Annotated in this window: 10 protein-coding genes and 1 pseudogene; 2 read left to right on the forward strand and 9 right to left on the reverse strand. The window is 59.5% G+C overall.

Translation table 11 applies throughout. From position 1 onward, the window contains the following. Positions 1–158: 158 nt before the first annotated feature. The 5 genes and pseudogenes from V5E97_RS24765 to V5E97_RS24785 all read right to left on the reverse strand — a co-directional run bounded on the left by V5E97_RS24765 (position 159) and on the right by V5E97_RS24785 (position 11,246). Positions 159–2,144 (reverse strand): ATP-binding protein, encoded by a 1,986-nt coding sequence (locus tag V5E97_RS24765; RefSeq protein WP_406694266.1) that lies wholly within the window; start codon positions 2,142–2,144, stop codon positions 159–161. Positions 2,145–2,608: 464 nt separating this feature from the next. Beyond that, the gene (locus tag V5E97_RS24770) at positions 2,609–2,809 is read right to left on the reverse strand and encodes a hypothetical protein (RefSeq protein WP_406694267.1); all 201 of its coding nucleotides are present in this window, start codon (positions 2,807–2,809) and stop codon (positions 2,609–2,611) included. A 290-nt stretch (positions 2,810–3,099) separates the two neighbouring features. After that, positions 3,100–4,219, reverse strand: a pseudogene (locus V5E97_RS24775) (IS3 family transposase). Between the two features lie 1,044 nt (positions 4,220–5,263). After that, positions 5,264–6,415, reverse strand: coding sequence for an alpha/beta fold hydrolase (locus V5E97_RS24780; protein ID WP_406694268.1), 1,152 nt, complete (start codon positions 6,413–6,415; stop codon positions 5,264–5,266). A gap of 367 nt (positions 6,416–6,782) precedes the next feature. Continuing rightward, positions 6,783–11,246 carry a hypothetical protein gene (locus V5E97_RS24785; RefSeq protein ID WP_406694269.1) on the reverse strand — a complete coding sequence of 1,488 codons (4,464 nt, stop codon included), beginning with the start codon at positions 11,244–11,246 and terminating at the stop codon, positions 6,783–6,785. Positions 11,247–12,073: 827 nt separating this feature from the next. On the opposite strand from V5E97_RS24785, the gene dinB reads away from it, so the two are divergent. Next, positions 12,074–13,111: a DNA polymerase IV gene (gene dinB, locus V5E97_RS24790; protein WP_406701208.1), complete on the forward strand. Its 1,038-nt coding sequence runs from the start codon at positions 12,074–12,076 to the stop codon at positions 13,109–13,111. Between the two features lie 545 nt (positions 13,112–13,656). Next, the gene (locus tag V5E97_RS24795) at positions 13,657–14,106 is read left to right on the forward strand and encodes an SRPBCC domain-containing protein (protein ID WP_406694270.1); all 450 of its coding nucleotides are present in this window, start codon (positions 13,657–13,659) and stop codon (positions 14,104–14,106) included. A gap of 268 nt (positions 14,107–14,374) precedes the next feature. On the opposite strand, the gene cysN is transcribed toward V5E97_RS24795, so the two are convergent. The 4 genes from cysN to V5E97_RS24815 all read right to left on the reverse strand — a co-directional run bounded on the left by cysN (position 14,375) and on the right by V5E97_RS24815 (position 19,100). Beyond that, positions 14,375–16,318 carry a sulfate adenylyltransferase subunit CysN gene (cysN, locus tag V5E97_RS24800; protein ID WP_406694271.1) on the reverse strand — a complete coding sequence of 648 codons (1,944 nt, stop codon included), beginning with the start codon at positions 16,316–16,318 and terminating at the stop codon, positions 14,375–14,377. 1 nt (position 16,319) lies between these two features. Then, a complete protein-coding gene (gene cysD, locus V5E97_RS24805) occupies positions 16,320–17,240 on the reverse strand; it encodes a sulfate adenylyltransferase subunit CysD (protein ID WP_406694272.1) in 921 nt (306 codons plus the stop codon). Between the two features lie 113 nt (positions 17,241–17,353). After that, positions 17,354–17,584, reverse strand: a complete 231-nt coding sequence (locus V5E97_RS24810; RefSeq protein ID WP_406694273.1) for a hypothetical protein — start codon at positions 17,582–17,584, stop codon at positions 17,354–17,356. Between the two features lie 994 nt (positions 17,585–18,578). Beyond that, complete coding sequence (locus tag V5E97_RS24815; protein WP_406694274.1) at positions 18,579–19,100, reverse strand: hypothetical protein; 522 nt, start codon at positions 19,098–19,100, stop codon at positions 18,579–18,581. Between the last annotated feature and the right edge of the window lie 296 nt (positions 19,101–19,396).

Raw genomic sequence — 19,396 nt, forward strand, 5'->3', positions numbered from 1 at the left:
ATACAATGAATTCATAATCGCCATATTCCCGCAGCTCAACCTGCCACGGATTTCCGCTCGTCACAATGCGGCCCCTCCCTTACGATCAGGAAGATTAAGTTTGTCGAAAAACATTTTATTACGCTTATTAGCGTTACTGAGAAGCTGATCGAACGAGATCATTTCGACATAGGCATTATAGTTAGCGAAATACTTAAAGAAACCTCGCTCGTCCGGCGTTTTAAGCATGTCGCTTCCACGGCGATTTGCCGCAAGCTGGGCGTAATATCACAGACAATATACACATAAAACCTCACGTTTGCGCACACATTAATATGTCGACCTTCTCGATCTATCGCTTTTCCGTTGCGAATCTTGTCGATATACCTCTGCACTTGGCTGATTGGGTTTTTCTTCGCATCTTCGTTCCCTTCTTCGTCAGGAGTCGGCTTGTAATCGTTACGCATCGGCCGTTTGAACTCGATGATCACGATCGAGTTATACTCTTCATTGTCGTCGTCATCCGAAAACGCAAACGGCGAGTTAAATATAAGTAGATCCGGGCGATCCTCACCTTCAATCGAGCAGTTCTCGAGTTGATCTAGCCTCTTGTCTGACGCGAGGTAGGAATGATATGCGAGCCTCTCATCAATGAGCCAAAGGTTCATGCTGTCGTAAGGGATCTCATCGGAGGTCTTTCGCATGGGAAATATTAGCTTGTGGATCGCATCCTCCAAGGCATAATGCTTTTGACCGCGGAGCTTGAGTCGCCTTGTGAAGATTTCCAGCGTGGCTTTCCGGTGAACAACATACTGAGCGAGCTTCGATATGCCTTGCTCATTCCACTCTTCTATGAACATGCCGAAGTGCTTGCGAACCTCCTCATAACCTTGCTCATTCTCCTCCAGCAAGCTGGTTGCTTGAGTTCGTAGTTGCGATTCATAATAAATATATTGTTCGTACAGTTTCAGGTCGAGTTGATCATCATCGAGGTCGGGCGGAATATCCTCAAGTACCGCGGGCCTGTGTTTGAGGAGCGTACGATATTGTGGAGATCGCTCCCGCACCAATGCCTCAATTTGTTCCATTTTTTTCTTCTGGATCGGAGCCAGGTAAGGCGACAGGAATTCTTTGACCAATCCGACGCAGTTCTGTGTAAGTTCCTTCCACTGCACAACGTCGGGGGAAGTCGAGAATATATCGTCGGTGATGTCAAATCTCGTGCGTTCCGTGCTGACTCGCTCGTCCAGATAGTCGCCGATGACCAGTCCCGTGTAGTAAATCGGCCCCATTTGTTCTGAGGCAAGTAAGCCTTTATGAAGGTTCGGGATTCTTGGCTTTAGAGCTTCGGACTTCACGGACCGCTGATGGGCACAAAAGTGGAGGCGATGTTCGGCCTCTTCTGAAGATCGTGTCAGGAGGTGCGTAATCCGAAACAGCCTGCCGTTTATGCCGAACGCCTTCGAAGTTTCGCTAATTTTTATATCAGAATCAAACATCTCGCCCAGGTCGATTTCTGAGCCGTCGTCAGGATCATGGACTACGATTTGAGGGCAGGCTCCGATCACGAAAAAGGGCATGCAGTGTTCAATGATTTGCTTTGAAATCGCCCTCGATGTTTTTGGACACACGTCGCGGTATGGCGTTTTCAGGCCGTCCAATTTTATGACGGTGTTTCTGGTTTTTATTCCGGTAGGTTCGAGTTTATGGTTTTCGATACCGTCATCCGTACAGGCGAAATCGAATGACCTGCGGAACCACGCCCCCTTTTCCGAGAAAACGCTCTCGATGTGAACCATGTTGAATGCCTTTAACCAGAGAAAGCGACCGACACCTTTGCCTCCCTTTTTTACCTTGCGAGTCGTGTCAGACCTCTGGAATGATCGAAAATTCTCCTCGGTGAACCCGATCCCATCGTCTTCGACCGTAAATCCCTGAATCGGACGACTGTTTACAGGTAATCCGTTCTCCTCAATTATTTTCTGCAAATTCGACCGATCGATACGAACCGTAATCCTTCCAGTGATCTTCGCCTTTGATTTTCTGTTGACCTCGCCGATCTCTTGAATTGAATTTACAACGGCCTCAAATAGTGGATGCAAGCAGTCACTCTTAGTCAGTCGGATATTGTTGACGCGTCCGGGGAGGTCGATTCCGAAGGGCATCGTAAACTTCCTGGGGTCTAGAGTTAGTCGGATCGTACGAAATGATCACACTCACGAATGAGTAGGTGGGATGCTGTAATTTTGGGAGGCGAGGAGGGCCTGATCGCCGCTCAAACCGGATGGCCCATCCGAGTTCGCGGATGCCTCGCAAGGAATATTTCATCGGCCAGCTTCTCGGCTTCGCCTATCAGGCCGGGAATTTCATAGGTGGGGTCACCATGGTCCGGGTTGCCGAATCGCGGAACAACTTCCATCAAGACAGCAGCCGTCGCATGCCGTTGATCATCCGCTGGCTCGCCCTCCCACATGGTCGTGGAGTAGCCGACAGCTCCCGTGGACTTCACACCCCTTATCACGCCAGCGCTCTTGTTGGTCGCTCACCATTCGTTCGCCTTTTACTTCCGCGTGTAGCTGACGCAGAAAAATTGGCCTCTCGGGGTCGAGGCGGCTTGCAGATCGGCTTCCTACACCTCGAAGGTCGTTGAATTATCCCTGTCTTCTTTAGATTCCACGCGATAGAGCCTCCGACCGCGAACGCCGATGGGCCCGAGATCTTCGACGACCCTCGCCTCCATCTTTCCGAAGCCGGAATAGAGCGTGCCCCAGTCGCCGACGTGGAACCGGGGAACCTGCTTCTTGACCTCACTCATCATTGGACCCTTCATTTCCACGGTGCCTCGCCTGTTACCGAGAGATTATGCGCCCTCATCACTCTATCGTACGCCTTGGCCATTCGGCTGCAAACCACCCGCCATCGCCTCACTTGGGCAATCCCCAGTTTTGTGCTGCCCAGTTTCGTGGGGTCGAAATCCTCTGAAGTGGTCCCCAATGTCCAGACCACTCGGCCCGGTTTTTAAGTTATGCTTCGGCCCCGCTCTCCCCTCTCAAGGCCCGACCGGCTCGGCATGCAATCGGTGGCCGGAACGAACGCGGGACTCCACCCCGCTCTCCCCTCTCAAGGCCCGACCGGCTCGGCACCATGGTAGACCTCGGCGGGCGTGCGATAGGCCAAGCTCTGGTGCAAGCGCTCGTGGTTGTAAAACGCAAACCACCTTTCAAGGCCGGCTTTCAATTCTCTGGCACTGCAATATGCTTTCAAATAAATGTCCTCGTATTTCAGAGACCGCCACAGCCGCTCGACGAACACGTTGTCCAACGCCCTCCCGCGTCCGTCCATGCTCACCGCGATCCCTTCCGCCTCAAGCCGGCCGGTGAAGGCCCGCGCCGTGAATTGCACGCCTTGGTCGGTGTTGAAGATCTCGGGGCGTCCTCCCTCCAACGCCGCGTCCAACGCCTCCAGGCAGAACCGGCCGTCGAGCGTATTCGACAGCCGCCAAGAGAGCACGAACCGGCTGTGCCAGTCGATCACCGCCGCCAGGAACATGAAGCCCTGGTTGAGCGGGAGGTACGTCACGTCGGTGGACCAAACCTGATTGCGTCGCTCGATCGTCAGGTCTCGAAGCAAGTACGGGTAAACCTTGTGGTCAGGGTTTCGCGTCGTGGTTCGAGGCCCGGGATGAAGCGCCTCCAGACCCATCAATTCCATCAGGCGGCTCACGCGTTTGCGGTTGACCTCCTCTCCCTGCCTCGTCAGCCAGGCCGTCATGCGGCGGCTGCCGTAAACGGCGTCTTGAGATATTGCTCGTCGATCCGCCTCATCAGGCTCAGGTTCTCGAGGGTCTCCGTCGCCGGCTCGTAGTAGAAGCTCGACCGATTGAGTCCCAGCAGCTCACATTGGCGACGAACACTCAAGTGAGGATGCGTGGATTCGATTAAGGCTCTTTGGCCTCGACCTCACAAGGCAGATTTTTTTCACCCAGGCCAGCTCCATCTGGAGCCGCCCGATCTGCTCGTACAACTCGGTCTGGAGCTTTCGTGGTCAGGCCGGCGGGCGGCCGACCTGTTCTCGAAGAGGCCCTCCAGGCCGTCCAGGAGTTGCTTCTTCCACTGGCTGATCTGCACCGGTGAATCTGGTGCTGCTTGGCCAGTTCGGAGATCGTCTTGTCCTGCTTGGCGGCTTCCAAGGCGACCTTCGCCTTGAACGCCGCCGAGTGTCGCTTGCGGATTTGTCCCATGCTTCGCCCTCGGTAAGACCTCCCTCAATGATAACTTACCGAGTGGTCCGAAATCTGGGGGCCACTATACTCATGGGTGATGGCGTTCCGCCAGAGATTGTGTACCTCCAGATCCTTGTTCCTGGCGGAATTGCGCGAGTCAACTTCTTGACCTCCACAGTAAAGTCAATGCCGAGCCGCTTGAAGTCATGCCCAGATTCCCTGGATTCGCGTTTCCCCAGTCAAGCTTCCGTTGTGGCTGGGATCTGTGACCTGCCTATATACTACATCTTGCTGGAGCCCGCGGAGGTAACTTCTCAATAACCCCGGGCAACGATCTGTCCACTGATGAACAGGGACTGCTGCTTATGAGCCCCGGACGCCTTCAGAGGTCCTCAAAAGGCGATCCGGACGCTGTAAACGAGAGTGCAGTTCACTACTGTCCGAATGCACCACCCGGTGTTATTAAGAAGTTACCCGCGGAGAGCTGAAAACCAGGCCAGTACAAGGGTTACGGAACGCTGCCACAGGTCAGAGCCCTCAATGGATCTGTTCTCTTCTGCTCCAGAGGCGGCTCGAAACCCCTCGATTGGCAGCAGGGCCGGTAAAACCGCACCGAAAATGCGGGTAAAGAACAGGGCTGTGACACCAGGCACAAAGGATGCTTCGTACAGGTGATTCGGCATCAAGGATCCGAGCGCCATCCGACTGGAAACCGATGAAAGACGCCAATCTTCCATCCTAATGGCAGCTCGACCACCAAGGGGATCCGGACGTCGGGTCGCTCCGCCTCGGGGCTGGTCTTCGACGCCCTCTACTTGGACCGCCCGACTGGCCCCTACCTCCACCTGGACATCCGCCTGATCGACCTCATTGACCATGTTGCCTCGCCGTCCCGCGGGCCGACATCGCCGGAGGAGCGATCCGCCACGACTGCGACTACGAGTGCCTCGTTTTGAGCGCGTCGGTATGTCAGCCCGTGTCATGCAACAGAGCGCAGTTGCAGCTAGCGATAGAGACTCGATCAGGCGCAATTCCTCAAGGAGTTTTTGATACAAAATAGAATTACTTCTCAAGAAACCTGCGCATTTCACGAACGACCCACGCTTCGTCTCTGATGAACACGTAGTGGCATGTTTCCGAAATCTCGACGACTTTCGAGCCCTTCACACCATCGCGGAAGTGTTGGATGGCACGCCCGATCCATTCCGCGAGCGGTTTGATTGCTCGCTCGTATTCCGCTTGCTTGGTGCGGTCCAGTTCCACGTAGTAAGGGTGACGGTATTGAGCGGTCATGGGGAAGAAGATGCCGAGAGCCGGCGCCTTGATGCGGTTGTACTCGGCCGGCTCAAGCCCTTTGTAGATCTTCCGGGAGACTTCGGGAGGCGTGATCGGGTCAAGAATTTTGCCAGCAGGATCCCTCACGACTTGATGGCAGAGCTCCGCAATCGGTACTCGGTATCCCTCCGTACGTGCCAGGTATGCGGCCAGACTTTGCACCGATCCAAGGTCAGCGACGGCAGGCTCCGGGGAAGCAGGGGGTTGAGGAAGCTCTTTCCACCCACCCCACCCGAGATCAGAAGCGTCCAGGTAGATCAGTTTCTTCACGCGATCCGGGTAGGCGGCACCAATCTTGTTCAGTTCCGTCCCGGCGATAGAGTGACCGACAAACGAGGCGTCGCGGATGTTCAGGCTGTCGAGAACCTTGATATCGTCGCTCGCCCTGGTCGCGAGGTCATAGCCCTGCGCGGGCTGGCTGGATCGGCCAAACCCCCGGCGCGTGATGCCGATGACATGGTATCGACCGATGAACTGGTAGGCAAAATCGTCGAACACATGCGCGGTGTTGCCCAACCCTGCGAGTAACACCAGGGTTTCCCCTGTCCCACCCCAGTCAAGCACCTCGAGTTGGACGCCCGGTTCCACCGTGACGAAATGGACCTTATGCCCGGACGTGTCGAAGTGGCTCAGATCCGTTGTCGTGCTTTCCAGTCTGGCCGGATCGGCAGTGCCGGCCAGCGGAGTCTGTGCGATCAGCCCATATCGGCCCAGTCCTGACCCGGCAACCAGGACGAAGAGTGTAACCGCGACGAGGAGTCGCCCGACTTTCCCGGTCTCCATGACGGACGTCCCCTCATAGTTTCTTTTCAAGCAACGGCCAGGCCCCCGCGGCTTGGCCTTCTTGAAGTCCTCATTCAGCGTCCGCAGCACGGTCACTTCACCATTCCCGTCTCACGCGAATGCGACCGGGACTTCTTGCAGAAACTGGCGCGGTTGTCATAGTTCGTCACAAACGTTTCAAGGGGAGCCAGGAATGCACGGTGGTCAAAACCGCAATTCCAACGAACCGACTGCTAACCTTCTCATTTCTGAATACCTAATAGAGGGCCAAAGAAGCGATACTGCCGCCACGTTACGGGGTTTTCCGCCTGGATCACAGTGTCAAAAGCACCAGCCCATGTGCATGCCCAAAGACAGGGAGCTTACGCTCCCCCCTCGCCTTTCAGAGGCGAGCAAAATCCAGGGAACCACGATCTGAATCGGGTCGCTCGTGGTGACGGCAGCCCCCCTGCGGTTCCTCGCCTCAGCGCCTTCGCGTTCGCGACCGGGGCGTGGTCTCGACCCGCCGAGCCGCGACTCTCGCCAGCGGGGCATTCGGAACGACCACGGCCACTCCGGAGGTCGTGAAGAACCCACCGACGTCGTTCTGCTCGGCGATCGTTACCTGAAGCACGTACTTGCCCGGCATGTTCGTAAGTTTCACTTCGGTATTCTTCGCCGCGTTCGAGCCGTTGGTGGCGAAGGTCGCGTTCGCCCCGCTCGGCCCACTGAGCAACGACCAGGTGTAGTTCAGGCTCGGTTCACCGTAGAAGCCATCGGCGCCCAGAACGCTCAGGTTCCAGGAGTTTGTACCGGCAGGTGTCGCCGAAGCCGAGGTCGCGACCTTGGGAGGCGTGCCCGAGAAGAAGTAGGGACCGCTTGGGTTTGTGGGATTCGTCGCAACCTTATCCAGGATGACCCCGTTGCCGCCGATGTTCGCGAACAGGACCTTGGTCCCCGGCTGAATTCCCGGTCCGCTCACAAATGCCCCGGACTCCCCGCTCGATCCGGTGCCTAGCACCTGCAGAACGACGGGCAATGGCGTCAAGTCGAGGCCGGTGAGTTGAGACTTACCGTCATATTGGCCTCCTTTGACGACCGAGATGCTTCCGGTATTGCTCTTCACCGGACCGTAGGGTGCACCATGAGTCCATTCGGCTTTATAGAATTGATCTTGCGAGAGATTGTCGAGGCTACCGATCACGACCCGAAGCTCGGACGCCCCGTCGGCGCCGACGTCCGCGGCGTCGTCGTCAAGCGAGAACCCATATCCCGACAGCCCCAGTTTCTTGTGGACGAACCACACGAACGGATTGAGGTTGTAGACGTTGAAATCGGCGTTCGTGCCGTTGATCTTCTGTCCCGTCACGTCGCCGGTCAACGAAGGGTCGGGATACCAGCGTCCCAGGTCTTCCGTATCGGTCTGGAAATCGTCGACTCCGCGCAATACGGACTTGAGGCTGTCGCGGATGACGTCGGCGACAAGCAGGACCCCCGAATAGTTCGCTGGTTTGCTCGGATCGGTGGAGACACCGATGTGGGGGATGAATCCGATGTTTCCGCCGATCACGTTGGCCATCAAATCGATGATCGCCGGCGACGTGGGAGCGCTCACTCGAATCGTGTTCATCGAGTCCATGACCACGTAAATGGACCGTGCGAAACGCAAGTCGTAATCGGGGTCGGTCGGATTCGTGAAGCTCAGCGCGTACGGTACGATCGGGAAACCGCCCGTGTTTTGCGGCCTGATCTGCCGGACTGGACTGACGATATAGTTCGAGCCCGATCCGCCGGGATCGGAAAGCTTGCTGAGCTTGATCGACGTGACCTGGGTCTCGGCGGCATCCGCATACACGAGCCCGATGATCGTGGCCAGGTAGTCGGCTGGCATTCCCGGACCCGATACGGGCATACCCACAACGAGATGACTGGCGGCGACGGGAGAGGTGAAAACTAGCTCATTCGAGCTGGCGTCGATCTTGCCGGAATAGCTCGATTCTGGCGTCACGTCCTTGTATTGATTGTAGTAGTGATCCGCCCACGAGAACCAGAGGTTCGACAGCTTCGTCATGACGTAATCCTCGACGGGCCTGACGAAGTTGTAAACTCCCCCTGGCGTCCCGCCGGGATTCACGTCGCTCTGGTCCACGGTGACCGTCAAGCGCTTCTGGTCGTCCGGAGTCAGATCGACAATCGTGACTCGGGCACCTGGTTTGAAGTTATTCAGCGACGCGTCGACCAGAACAGGCTTGTTGGCATCAACGGCCTGTTTCACGATCGTGAGATCTTGCAGATAGCTCTGGGCAAAGTAAATCTTATTTCCTTGCGAGCTGATCGCTCCGGGTTGGGCGTAGACGATCGGGTCGGAACCGGAGCTCGTCAGAATGAACCGATTCTGATCCCAGGAGGATCGGCCATCGGTCACAGGGCTCTCGAGGGCCAGGTTCTGTCCGGCAGGCACCTTGATGCCCGTGAGCGCCTCGGTGGCCGAGGGAATGTAGTACTTCGGATAGCCTTGGCCTCCAAAGTAATTCCCGAGGCCGTTCGCATTCGTATTGCGATCCGGATTCGGGGACGTGAAGACACCGAGAGGCCCTTGCAACTGGCTGATCGACTTGTCGGCTCCGACCCACCCGAACGGCGCCGTGGCCGTGGTGAGCTTGCCGCTCGGATCCAGGGGAACGTGATTGGCTTGCATGGCCACAGGGAGCGTCATGGAATCGACGTAGGAGACGTCGTAATTCACGAGGTCGTGCACTTCGCCGCTGTTTCCCTTGGGATCGATGTCCTTGTGGGTGAGGTATCGAGGATCCGCGAAAATCTTGCTCCGGAAGGTCATCTCGCCGAGTTGGGCCGGGGCGCTGCCGGCAGGGCCTTCCGCCAGGCCGCCGACGCCCTGGGCGCGATACCAGAGGACGGCATGCACACCATCCGCCAAATCGTCCCGGAAACGCTTCGTCGGAATGACCGCGCTGGCGCGATTCAAGATCGGCACCTCGTACATGCCGTACCCCGCCGGTCCGATCGCCGTCCGCGCCGCATTTTTGAATTTGTCGATATCCACGAACGTCTGGTTGAGCAGCGGTTTGAGAGAGTCCGCGACGGACTGAGGGACACCGTCCTTGCTCACCAGATCTTGCAACACGGCGTCGTTGATGATGAAATTCTGAAAATTGTGGTAGTGGAACGGATTCGGCGAGTTCGGGTTGCTGGCCGTCGGTACCACGTTATCCACCTGGGGAATCAGGTTGGAACCGTCCGACGCGATCAAGATGCGGCCCGCATCCCAGAAGACGAGCGGAACCGGGACGGTGACTGTTTGGCCTGACTTCAGTCCCAGATAGTACTGGCCGTTCTCGCTGTAGCCGATGTAGCCCCGATACTCGAGGTTGACGGCGTCGTACGGGTCGTACAGGCCCAACCCCAAGTGCCCGTTGCTGTTGTTCGGTACCGCGTTGTTGTTGGCGGACTCCAGGATCGGATAGATGGTCCTGTCCGTCGTGTTCGTGAACGTGATCGTCTTCGGCGAGACCTGCTGCACCACGCCGATGCCGGGGATTGTAAACGTCATCACTTCATCCCGGGTTGCGACACTCGATTCCGGCATCGCCCACTGGGGTTCTTGGGTGCCTCGCAGGGCGATCCCGCGGGTGTCGGCAGCGGAGTCTACGCCATTGCCGCCCGCCCCGATCATGCCGTCCCAGGCGAGGACATACCCCGTGCCCGCGGCCTGGACGGTGGGATGGGCCTGGATGCCGGCAACGGTCGTGTTGGCTCGCTGCTCGGCGCTGCGGGGTGTGCCGTCGGCGTTGAATTCGCGGACGAAAACGCCGTGGTTATCTCCTCCGCCGGAACCCTCCCAAGCGGCGACGAAGCCGCCGTCGACCAGAGGCGCGATCGACGGGTTGAACTGGCTGCCCACGGTCGTCTGGTTGATGCGGAACTCTGGTCCGAGCGGCGAACCATTGAGATCAAATCGCCGCGCGATGACGCCGGCGCCGAGCCTGTCCAGCCTGTTATTGATACTCTGCCAGGAGATGATCACCTGATTGTCGACGACCGCCAGGGCAGGCTGCTCCTCCCGGGCGCGCCGCGCGGTGTTCACCCGGAATTCAGGCCCGAGGGGGTGACCGTGATCGTCGAACTGCCGCGAAAAGAGGCCGTTGGAATCCCCCGCCCCCTGCCCTCGCCACACCGCCTGAAAATCGCCGCCGGCAAGTGCGACGACGGCGACGTCCCGCTGGCCGCCCTTCGGGAAACTGCTCAGTCGGATCTCACCCGTGAGCGGCGCTCCGGAGCCCTGAAAGATCCGAGAGAACGCGGTCTGCTGCATCCCCTGACCGGCGCCGCTCCAGGAGACCACGAACGAATCCGACGACAGCCAGTCGACCGACGGATTCCGCTGGTTTCCGACCGCTGAGGTATTAACCAGTATTTCATCCGTCAGCGCCGTCCCATTCGTGGAGTACACTCGCGCATACACGCCCCATCCGCTCTGATCCCGGGAATTCCCTCTGGCCTCCCATGCCACGACGAACTTGTCACCGTCGGAGGCCGCGACGACAGGGTTGAGACTCAAACCCGTGGTGGTCGTGTTGACCACGAATTCGGCCCCGAGTGGATTCCCCTCGGAATCGACCCGTCGCGCGACGATCTTCGAGCCGGAACCGTTGGCATTCGGAGACGTCCAGGCTGCGATGATGTTTCCATGAACATCGACCGCAACCGACTCATTGCTCTGCAACGAGAACTGCTGAATGCCGGCGACAGTGGAGTTGATTCTCGTCTCAGGGCCCAATCCGGTGTTCGAGAGCAGGGTACGCGTTTCTAACTGCGAAACCTCGGCCGAGAAGTACCGCAAACGCTTCCCTAGACGCTCGCACGTACGGCCAACGTTCCTGAAACGGAGTGGTTGATTCAGCCCAGACAGGCCGTCGGCGAGCCGCATGGAGAACTCCTGGAAGTGCCCGAAACGGATATCTCCCAGATGACCGGCGAAAAGATGCGTTTTCAATACATTTCTGATCATCTGAAACATAATTCCAGCAGGCTGAGACGGTCCGATCAAGTCGACGCCGGTTCTGACCGACGGATCGAGCCTCATTTGGGCGTCAAACCAACGCCGATCACCTGAAGGTGCCCTCCCTTTCCCACCGTCGCCCGATGCCCTCGTCACCGACTCGGGGGCCGGAGATGTCGTAGTGGACTTCCGTCCGTCGTCCCATCGGTCGGCGTGCTAGTCGATCGAACTCCTCCCTCATCCAAGGTCTAGACCGGGTGTGAGGCAGTCACGCGGCTCCCCCCGCGGGACCATGCGTGGGCGGAGCCTGGAAATGCCCAGGCGGCAGGCACACGCCCAAATTCCGATTCCAAACTCGAGGAACCAGCAATCTTCACCCGCGTTGCGTGTCGAAGAGACTGTGAGCCATTTCGAATCGCCCGCCCATGACTTCGATGTGACCGCGCAACGCACGGACATGGGTTCTGCACACGATCCAGGCTCCGAACCAGCAGCGGCCAGTATACGCACGACCACGCACCAGGTAAAGTGAGTGCGTGAAGTCTCGGAGACAGGCGTGGGCACTCGAGCGGTCGAAGGGCGCTTATCGACCCTTCGTGATTGTCGCCGGAGTCGAGTTGAACGATGAGGGGGGCCTCACGGCCTGTGGTGTGATGCCGGTGCCGGAGATCGAGCGATGGGAGCGAGTGAGCAACACGCTTGACCAAAGCGGCGTGGTCGAGCCCGCCCGCCAGCGCAAAATCATTCATATCGACATGGACGCTTTCTATGCGTCCGTCGAGCAACGTGATCATCCAGAACTTCGCGGCAAGCCCGTCGCGGTTGGCGGCTCACGCGAGCGCGGGGTCGTGGCGGCCGCAAGCTACGAGGCCCGCAAATTCGGCATCAGGTCCGCGATGCCGTCGGTGACCGCCAAGCGAAAGTGCCCGAAACTGATCTTCGTGAGACCGCGGTTCGAAGTCTATCGGACGGTGTCACGTCAAATCCACGAGATTTTTGCCGCGTACACACCGCATATCGAGCCACTTTCACTCGATGAGGCCTATCTCGATGTCACCGAAAACCTGAAGGCGATCTCCTCAGCGACCAAGATCGCCGAACAGATCCGGGCGAGCATCCGCTCTGAAACCGAGTTGACGGCGTCCGCGGGCGTCTCCTACAACAAGTTCCTCGCCAAGATGGCGTCCGACGAGCTCAAGCCCGACGGCTTGTTCGTGATCACACCGAAGATGGGCCCGACCTTTGTCGAGAATCTGCCGGTCGGGAGGTTTCACGGAATTGGTCCCGTGACACACGCCAAGATGGAACGGCTCGGAATCCGGAACGGCTGCGATCTCAAGGCCCAGACGTTGTTATTCCTTCAGCAGCAGTTTGGAAAGGCGGGCCCCTACTACTACGCCCTTGCGCGAGGCATCGACGAACGCCCGGTGCGTGCCGATCGCATTCGCAAATCCATCGGCGCGGAAACGACATTCAATGCCGATCTCTTCACTCTTGACGAGGCACGCGTGGTTCTCGGACCGCTCATCGAAAAGGTGTGGGCCTACTGTGAGCAATCGACACTTCGAGGACGCACGGTCACGCTCAAGGCCAAGTACGCAGACTTCCAGCAAGTCACCCGCAGTCGGACGGGGGAAGCGTCACTTGCAACGCAAGCAGCCATTGAGGCGATTGTGTACTCGCTTCTCGAGTCGCTCTTTCCTGTGATGAAGGGGATTCGGCTCCTCGGCGTGACACTCTCATCGCTCTCGGCCGAGACCGGCGGCGAGCACCAACTCCGCTTGCCAATCTAAGGCACGACGCAACACCTCTGGATGTGTCCGAGAGCCGTCCGGATCGGCAATCCGCCACTCCGGCCGCTTCCATCGCATCCAGGCCCAGCTTGAGCATCAGACGCGACACTCGCTTTCGATTGACCTCCTCTTCTCGTTGATCCAGCCAGGCGGTTATCTTTCAACGATCCGCGACGGGGCGAGAATCTCGCGGGATTTCCGGACCGGCCGAAGCCGGATCACGGCCGGGTCGCCTGTGCGACTGCAAACAACCCGTTGCGGAAACCGTAAGAATCCTCGGTTCTTTCGCGTGGTCGCGGATCGTTGAAAAAAAATCGGCCCATGGTGTCGATTACGAGTTGGCCCATTCGACTAACGAGACGAGAGCTTGGCAACAGTGAGGACCGAGCAAGTCCGGAAAGGCAGTCATTGAACGAAGAAACGCCAGGAAGTGCCGTGAGCTACAGGGTACACCACAAAACAAATCCATACAATTAAACATCTGCAAAGGCTTCGTACAACGTAGCGAAGGCGCTTTGCGGAGAGATTCCTGGAGGAACTTGCCGATGTCCCAAGCGAATCATACGAGCGCAGTCATTAGCACCGAACGAGTGCTCTCCAGTCCGCCCCGAAAGGTATTCGCCGCGTTCGAGCAACCGGATCGCCTCGCGCAGTGGTGGGGACCGAGCGGCTTCACGAATACGTTCGAGCAGTTCGAGTTCCAGCCCGGTGGGCGTTGGGTCTTTGTGATGCACGGCCCGAACGGTGCCAACTACGCAAACGAGAGTGTCTTCCGGGAGATTCAGCCCGATACCAGGATCGTGATCGAGCACATTGTAGAGCCGTGGTTCCGGCTCACTGTGACACTGACCGCACGCGGTGACCAAACACACCTGGCCTGGGACCAGGAGTTTGAAAGCCCCGAGGTCGCTGCGAAGTTCCGCCCCCTGAGTGCAACCGCCAACGAGCAGAACCTCGACCGCCTTCAGTCGCTGCTCGCGAGCGAAAAGTCCTGAACCTGCCGGTCGCCAATCAATGCTCGAAGGGCGACAACCTCAATTCCTGCACAGGAACGCAGAAAAAGGTCTCACGGTGTGTTGTCGCCCCGAGAAGCCATAGGCCACTTCGCCGGCAATGTGGGATGCCCCCTTTACGGCCCGCGAAGAGGTCCACTCGATGGCGAGAGGGCGCCCACCGCTCTCGAGCCATCTTCGATCACCAGGCCGACACGTCAGGGCCGGTTGGCCCTGATCATGGATGGGTAAGGGGGGATCCCACGAGCCGCTACGAACGCTCGAGCATATAACCCCTCGACTTCATCAACTCGACGATGCGGCTCACGCTCTCGTCGACGCTGATCTGGTCGGTCTGGAGCACGAGGTCGGGCGTTTTCGGCTCCTCGAATGCCGCGGTCACCCCCGGCATCTGCGCGATCTTGCCCGCGTCAGCCAACCGGTACGCGCCGCTCTGGTCGCGCGCCCGCAGCACTTCCATCGGTGCCGTGCAATAGACCTCCAGCACGCGGTCCCGGCCGATCAACTGCTTCGCCTTCTCGCGCACCGCCTCGTGGGGTGCGACGAACGCCGCGATGGTGATCACCCCCGCGTCGTTCATCAATTTCGCCACCTCGGCCGACCGCCGCAGGTTCTCCGAGCGGTCGTCCGCGGTGAACCCCAAGTCGCGGTTCAGCCCCTGTCGCATGCTCTGGCCGTACAACACAGTCACGGCCCGGCCCTCGTCCCACAGGCGGCGCTCCAGCCCGTATGCGATCCGGCTCTTGCCGCTTCCCGTCAACCCCACCAGTAACACTGTCACCGGCACTTGGCCGTAGCGCTGCTCGCGCTCGGCCGGCGCGATCAGGCTCTCGCGCTGCTTGAGACGCTGCGCCGGCTCCGCCGTCCACGCGTCGCCCGGAACCCGGCCACTGCCGGCCTCGAGGATCATCCCCGCCCCAACCGTGTTGTTCGACAGCCGGTCGATGAGAATGAACGCCCCGGTCGCGGGGTTGGTGCGATACGGGTCGCACGCCAACGCCTGCGTCAGGCTGAGTTGCACGTGCCCGACCTCGTTCAGCCCCAGCCGTGCGATGGCTCGGTGCTCCAGGGTGTTGACGTCGACGCCGTAGCGGAAGGACGCGACCTCCGCCGTCACCTGTTGCGTGGTTTGCTTCAGCGTATACGGCCGGCCGGGCACGAACGGCTGCTCGGCCATCCACACCACCATCGCCTCGATCTCGCTGCTGACATGCGGCGGGTTGTCCGGCAGCACCAGCATGTCGCCGCGACTGACGTCCACCTCGTCGGTCAGCGTCACTGTCACCGCCTGGGGTGCGAACGCTTCTTCCAACTCGCCGTCGTACGTCACGATCGACTTCACGCTGCTGCGCTTGCCCGACGGCAGCACCATCACCTCGTCGCCCTTACGCAGGACGCCGGACGCAACCGTGCCGGCGAAGCCGCGGAAGTCGAGATTGGGGCGGATGACGTACTGCACAGGGAAACGCAAGTCGGTCAGGTTGCGGTCGCTGGCGATGTGCACCGTCTCCAGGTGATCCAGCAGCGGCGGGCCGGAATACCATGGCATCGCGTCGCTCTTGGAGACGACGTTCTCGCCCTTCAACGCCGACATCGGAATGAAGGTGATGTCGCGCAGCTCGAGCTTGGCGACGAAGCCGGTATAGTCGTCCTTGATGCGTTCGAAGACGTCGCGAGAGTAGTCGACGAGATCCATCTTGTTGATGGCCACGACAACGTGCCGGATGCCCAGGAGCGACACGATGAACGAGTGCCGGCGGGTCTGGGTCATGACGCCGTGGCGGGCGTCGATGAGGATGATGGCCAGTTGGCACGTCGAGGCGCCGGTGGCCATGTTGCGCGTGTACTGCTCGTGGCCCGGCGTGTCGGCGATGATGAATTTGCGGCGGTCGGTCGAGAAGTAGCGGTACGCGACGTCAATGGTGATCCCCTGCTCGCGCTCGGCCTTCAGGCCGTCGGTCAGCAGGGCGAGGTCGATCTCGCCGGCGCCGGTGGTGCCGACCTTCTCGCTGTCGCGTCTCACCGCGGCGAGTTGGTCCTCGTAGATCATCTTCGTGTCGTGCAGCAGCCGGCCGATGAGCGTGCTCTTGCCGTCGTCGACGCTGCCGCAAGTGAGGAAGCGCAGGAGCTCCTTCTTCTGGTGGCGGGCAAGGTAGGTGTGGATGTCTTCCTGACTCAGGTCAACGGCTTGCATTTCAGAAGTACCCCTCGCGCTTCTTCTGCTCCATCGACCCCGTCTCATCGTGGTCGATCATCCGGCCCTGCCGCTCGGAGTTCCTCGCCAGCAGCATCTCCTCAATGATCTCCGGCAGGGTCGTCGCGCTGCTCTCGATCGCCCCCGTGAGGGGGTAGCAGCCCAGCGTGCGAAACCGCACCCGCTTCATCATCGGCTCCTCGCCGGGCCGCAACCGCATCCGCTCGTCGTCCACCATGATGAGCGTGCCGTCACGCTCGACGACCGGGCGGACGTCAGCGAAGTAGAGCGGCACGATGGGGATGTTCTCCAGGTGGATGTATTGCCAGACATCCAGCTCGGTCCAGTTGCTCAGCGGGAAGGCGCGGATGCTCTCGCCCTTGTTCACCTTGCAGTTGTACAGGCTCCAGAGCTCGGGCCGCTGGTTCTTCGGGTCCCACTGATGCATGCGGTCGCGGAAGCTGTAGACGCGTTCCTTGGCCCGGCTCTTCTCCTCGTCGCGACGGGCACCGCCGAACGCCGCGTCGAACTGGTAGTGATTCAAGGCTTGCTTCAGCCCCGCCGTCTTCATAATGTCGGTGTGCTTTTTCGAGCCGTGATCGAACGGGTTGATGTTCTGGGCCCGCCCCTCCGGGTTAACCCAGACCTCCAGGTCGAGGCCCTGTTCGCGACAGAACTGATCGCGGAACTCGATCATCGCCCGAAACTTCCAGGTCGTATCGACGTGCAGCAGCGGGAAGGGGAGCCGTCCGGGGTAGAACGCCTTCTGCGCCAACCGCAGCATGACGGCGGAGTCCTTGCCGATCGAGTAGAGCATCACCGGCCGCTCGAACTCAGCGGCTACCTCGCGGATGATGTGGATGCTCTCAGCCTCGAGCACTTTCAGATGCGTCAAATTGTAACTGCTGCCGCTGCTGATCATCAGCCCTCCTGTTTGGTCTCTCTCCGATTGATTATATGATATCCGCTTCTCCATCGGGTAGGGGGTACCTCACTGGCAAGCCAGCACTTCCAGACAGTCCCAATGTCCACACCCTAGTTGAAGAATACGACGATTGCAGTGCGCCAGTACAGGCCGGTCGGGAAAAGGCCGTCCCAGCCCCGAGGGCGTTCCATCGAATGTGTAGCGAAGTCGAGGGCGTTGATCTCAGCCTTGGTCAGGGAGAAGCGGCAGGCCAGATCAGGTTGGTCCCTGGGTCTGGGTAACCGCGGCGGCGCGGCGATCAACTCCTGCTCCCAGGCCCACGACGAGGATGGCGCGTACATGCTCCGTGCCTTGTTGGCGGTGCGCCCGGGGTTGGTCTCCCCATCCCCTTATACAGCCTGCGGGTAGATCTAGTCCAGAAATTCGCGGACGGCCTGCCGCCGAATTGGCTCGACCGGCCCGGCGTGGCCCCACTTCTCCCGCTTCCTGACGGTCGTGAGGTGCTCGTTGCGCCTCGCGCGACAGGGCCTGGGCACGTAGGTAACTCTCAGCCGCGGACTTGAGTGCCGTCAGCATCTCATCGGCTCCAGCACCGCTGCACTTGCCCCTCCGTCCCATCAACGACTTCCGATTGGTCAGCGACCAGAATCCGATTTTCCCCGTAGGGTGGGCACGGCCCACCATTCCTATCTCCCTACTAAATCGGAGGTTAAGATGGTGGGCCGTGCCCACCCTAGGGACTTTCTCAGCGAGGGTGGACAATCGCGGACAGTTACATCAGTGGTCGCGTAGGCAGTAGGTGGCGCAGAAGTCCTTCTCCGGCAGAGCCTTGCTTCGGCTCCTCGGGCTGCCTTGGCCGCCCAAAGTGTCCGCGCTGTCCACTGGTCCTGGCATCGGCGGTGAGAAAGTCCCCCACCCTACGGGAATTATTAGGCTGCCGGCAATGCCATGGCCACTCGCGTCTCGGACTCAATCGCTCACGAAATCCAACGGGAGAAACGGTGTGCCGGACTGACGCGGGCAAGGTTTCCTTGTGATACCGCCAGAGCCGGCCAGCCTGGCTGACCAGAAGAGTAAACCAACAAGACCCAACAAAGCATTCGGCGCAAAATTTGCATACCGACCCGGTAATCATCCTCACTTTGAGCAGACCAGAACTCGGGCCGGCGCCCGCTTGCCCGTTGGATTCTTCGAATCGTCGTCGGCGTGGCCGCCCGAGACTTGTCGGACGACCAGGCGATCTCCTGCCCCCCGGCGCGGGCCTGAGGATCTCGGCCCGGTCACGACGCGGCATTGCGGACTGTCCGATCCGATGGCGACATCGGCCGCTCACCCCTAGACGAGCGCCTTGATCTCGTCGAGCGTCAATACGGTGTGCCCCATCGGCAGGACCGTGTAGCGCGTGATCGTGTTTTTCCCATAGAGGTTCGCAAGGTCGCCGACCTTGTCTTTGCGGACCTTGTCGTTCGTATTCCCGTAATTGTAAACATGGCCCTCGAAGCAGATTCCGACGTGCTTCTGCCTCATGGTACCCATCAGGCCGTCTTCCCCGATGTTGCTCTTGAGCGTGTAATAGGCCAGACAACCCAGGGGGTTCGGCTCGTCCAGGTCAGCGCAGAAGTTGTAAATATCGTTCACCCGAATGAGTGCGCCGGCCGTCGGGTGCTTCTTGCCGACGTACACCATCCCCGCACAGGTTAAGCCGGTGGTCACCGAGCTATTCAGCTTCAGCACGTGGCCTACGAAGTGGGCGCAATGGTTGTGGTCGTCGCTATTCTTGCCGAAGCCCAGGGGGCAGAGGTCTTCTACGCTCTTGCCCACGAATGAATCGAGCAGCGTTGCAGTAAGTGAAGCCATGGCTGTACTTCTCCGGAGGGCCAAGGCCGGGACTAGGGCTCTTGACCCGCGTGAACTTATCAACCCCGCCCGACCCCGAGATCCGGCAGGCAGACGGCTGGGGAGTCTCCCCCGATCGGTACGGCGATAGAGCGCGAATGGGACAGGGATCGGGGCCAGATCATGTCCGCCCAGGTGGGTGGGTCGCTGAGTTCGCCCCGCCCCCGACCTATCAGCCATCCCGGTAAACGCCTGGGGTCGCCACGCAGGGCGATTCAGGCGAATCGATCGCCCGGGCAACTCCGTAGCCGCTCAGG

It is taken from the genome of Singulisphaera photorubra, from assembly GCF_045290345.1.
In the GTDB taxonomy this organism is placed as follows: Bacteria; Planctomycetota; Planctomycetia; order Isosphaerales; family Isosphaeraceae; genus Singulisphaera.

What these genes read in the sequence shown, in the direction of transcription:
- V5E97_RS24765 (WP_406694266.1), bottom strand. Translation starts at nt 2,144, where the DNA reads ATGCCCTTCGGAATCGACCTCCCCGGACGCGTCAACAATATCCGACTG.
- V5E97_RS24770 (WP_406694267.1), bottom strand. Translation starts at nt 2,809, where the DNA reads ATGAAGGGTCCAATGATGAGTGAGGTCAAGAAGCAGGTTCCCCGGTTC.
- V5E97_RS24785 (WP_406694269.1), bottom strand. Translation starts at nt 11,246, where the DNA reads ATGCGGCTCGCCGACGGCCTGTCTGGGCTGAATCAACCACTCCGTTTC.
- dinB (WP_406701208.1), top strand. Translation starts at nt 12,074, where the DNA reads ATGGACGCTTTCTATGCGTCCGTCGAGCAACGTGATCATCCAGAACTT.
- V5E97_RS24795 (WP_406694270.1), top strand. Translation starts at nt 13,657, where the DNA reads ATGTCCCAAGCGAATCATACGAGCGCAGTCATTAGCACCGAACGAGTG.
- cysN (WP_406694271.1), bottom strand. Translation starts at nt 16,318, where the DNA reads ATGCAAGCCGTTGACCTGAGTCAGGAAGACATCCACACCTACCTTGCC.
- cysD (WP_406694272.1), bottom strand. Translation starts at nt 17,240, where the DNA reads ATGATCAGCAGCGGCAGCAGTTACAATTTGACGCATCTGAAAGTGCTC.
- V5E97_RS24810 (WP_406694273.1), bottom strand. Translation starts at nt 17,584, where the DNA reads ATGTACGCGCCATCCTCGTCGTGGGCCTGGGAGCAGGAGTTGATCGCC.
- V5E97_RS24815 (WP_406694274.1), bottom strand. Translation starts at nt 19,100, where the DNA reads ATGGCTTCACTTACTGCAACGCTGCTCGATTCATTCGTGGGCAAGAGC.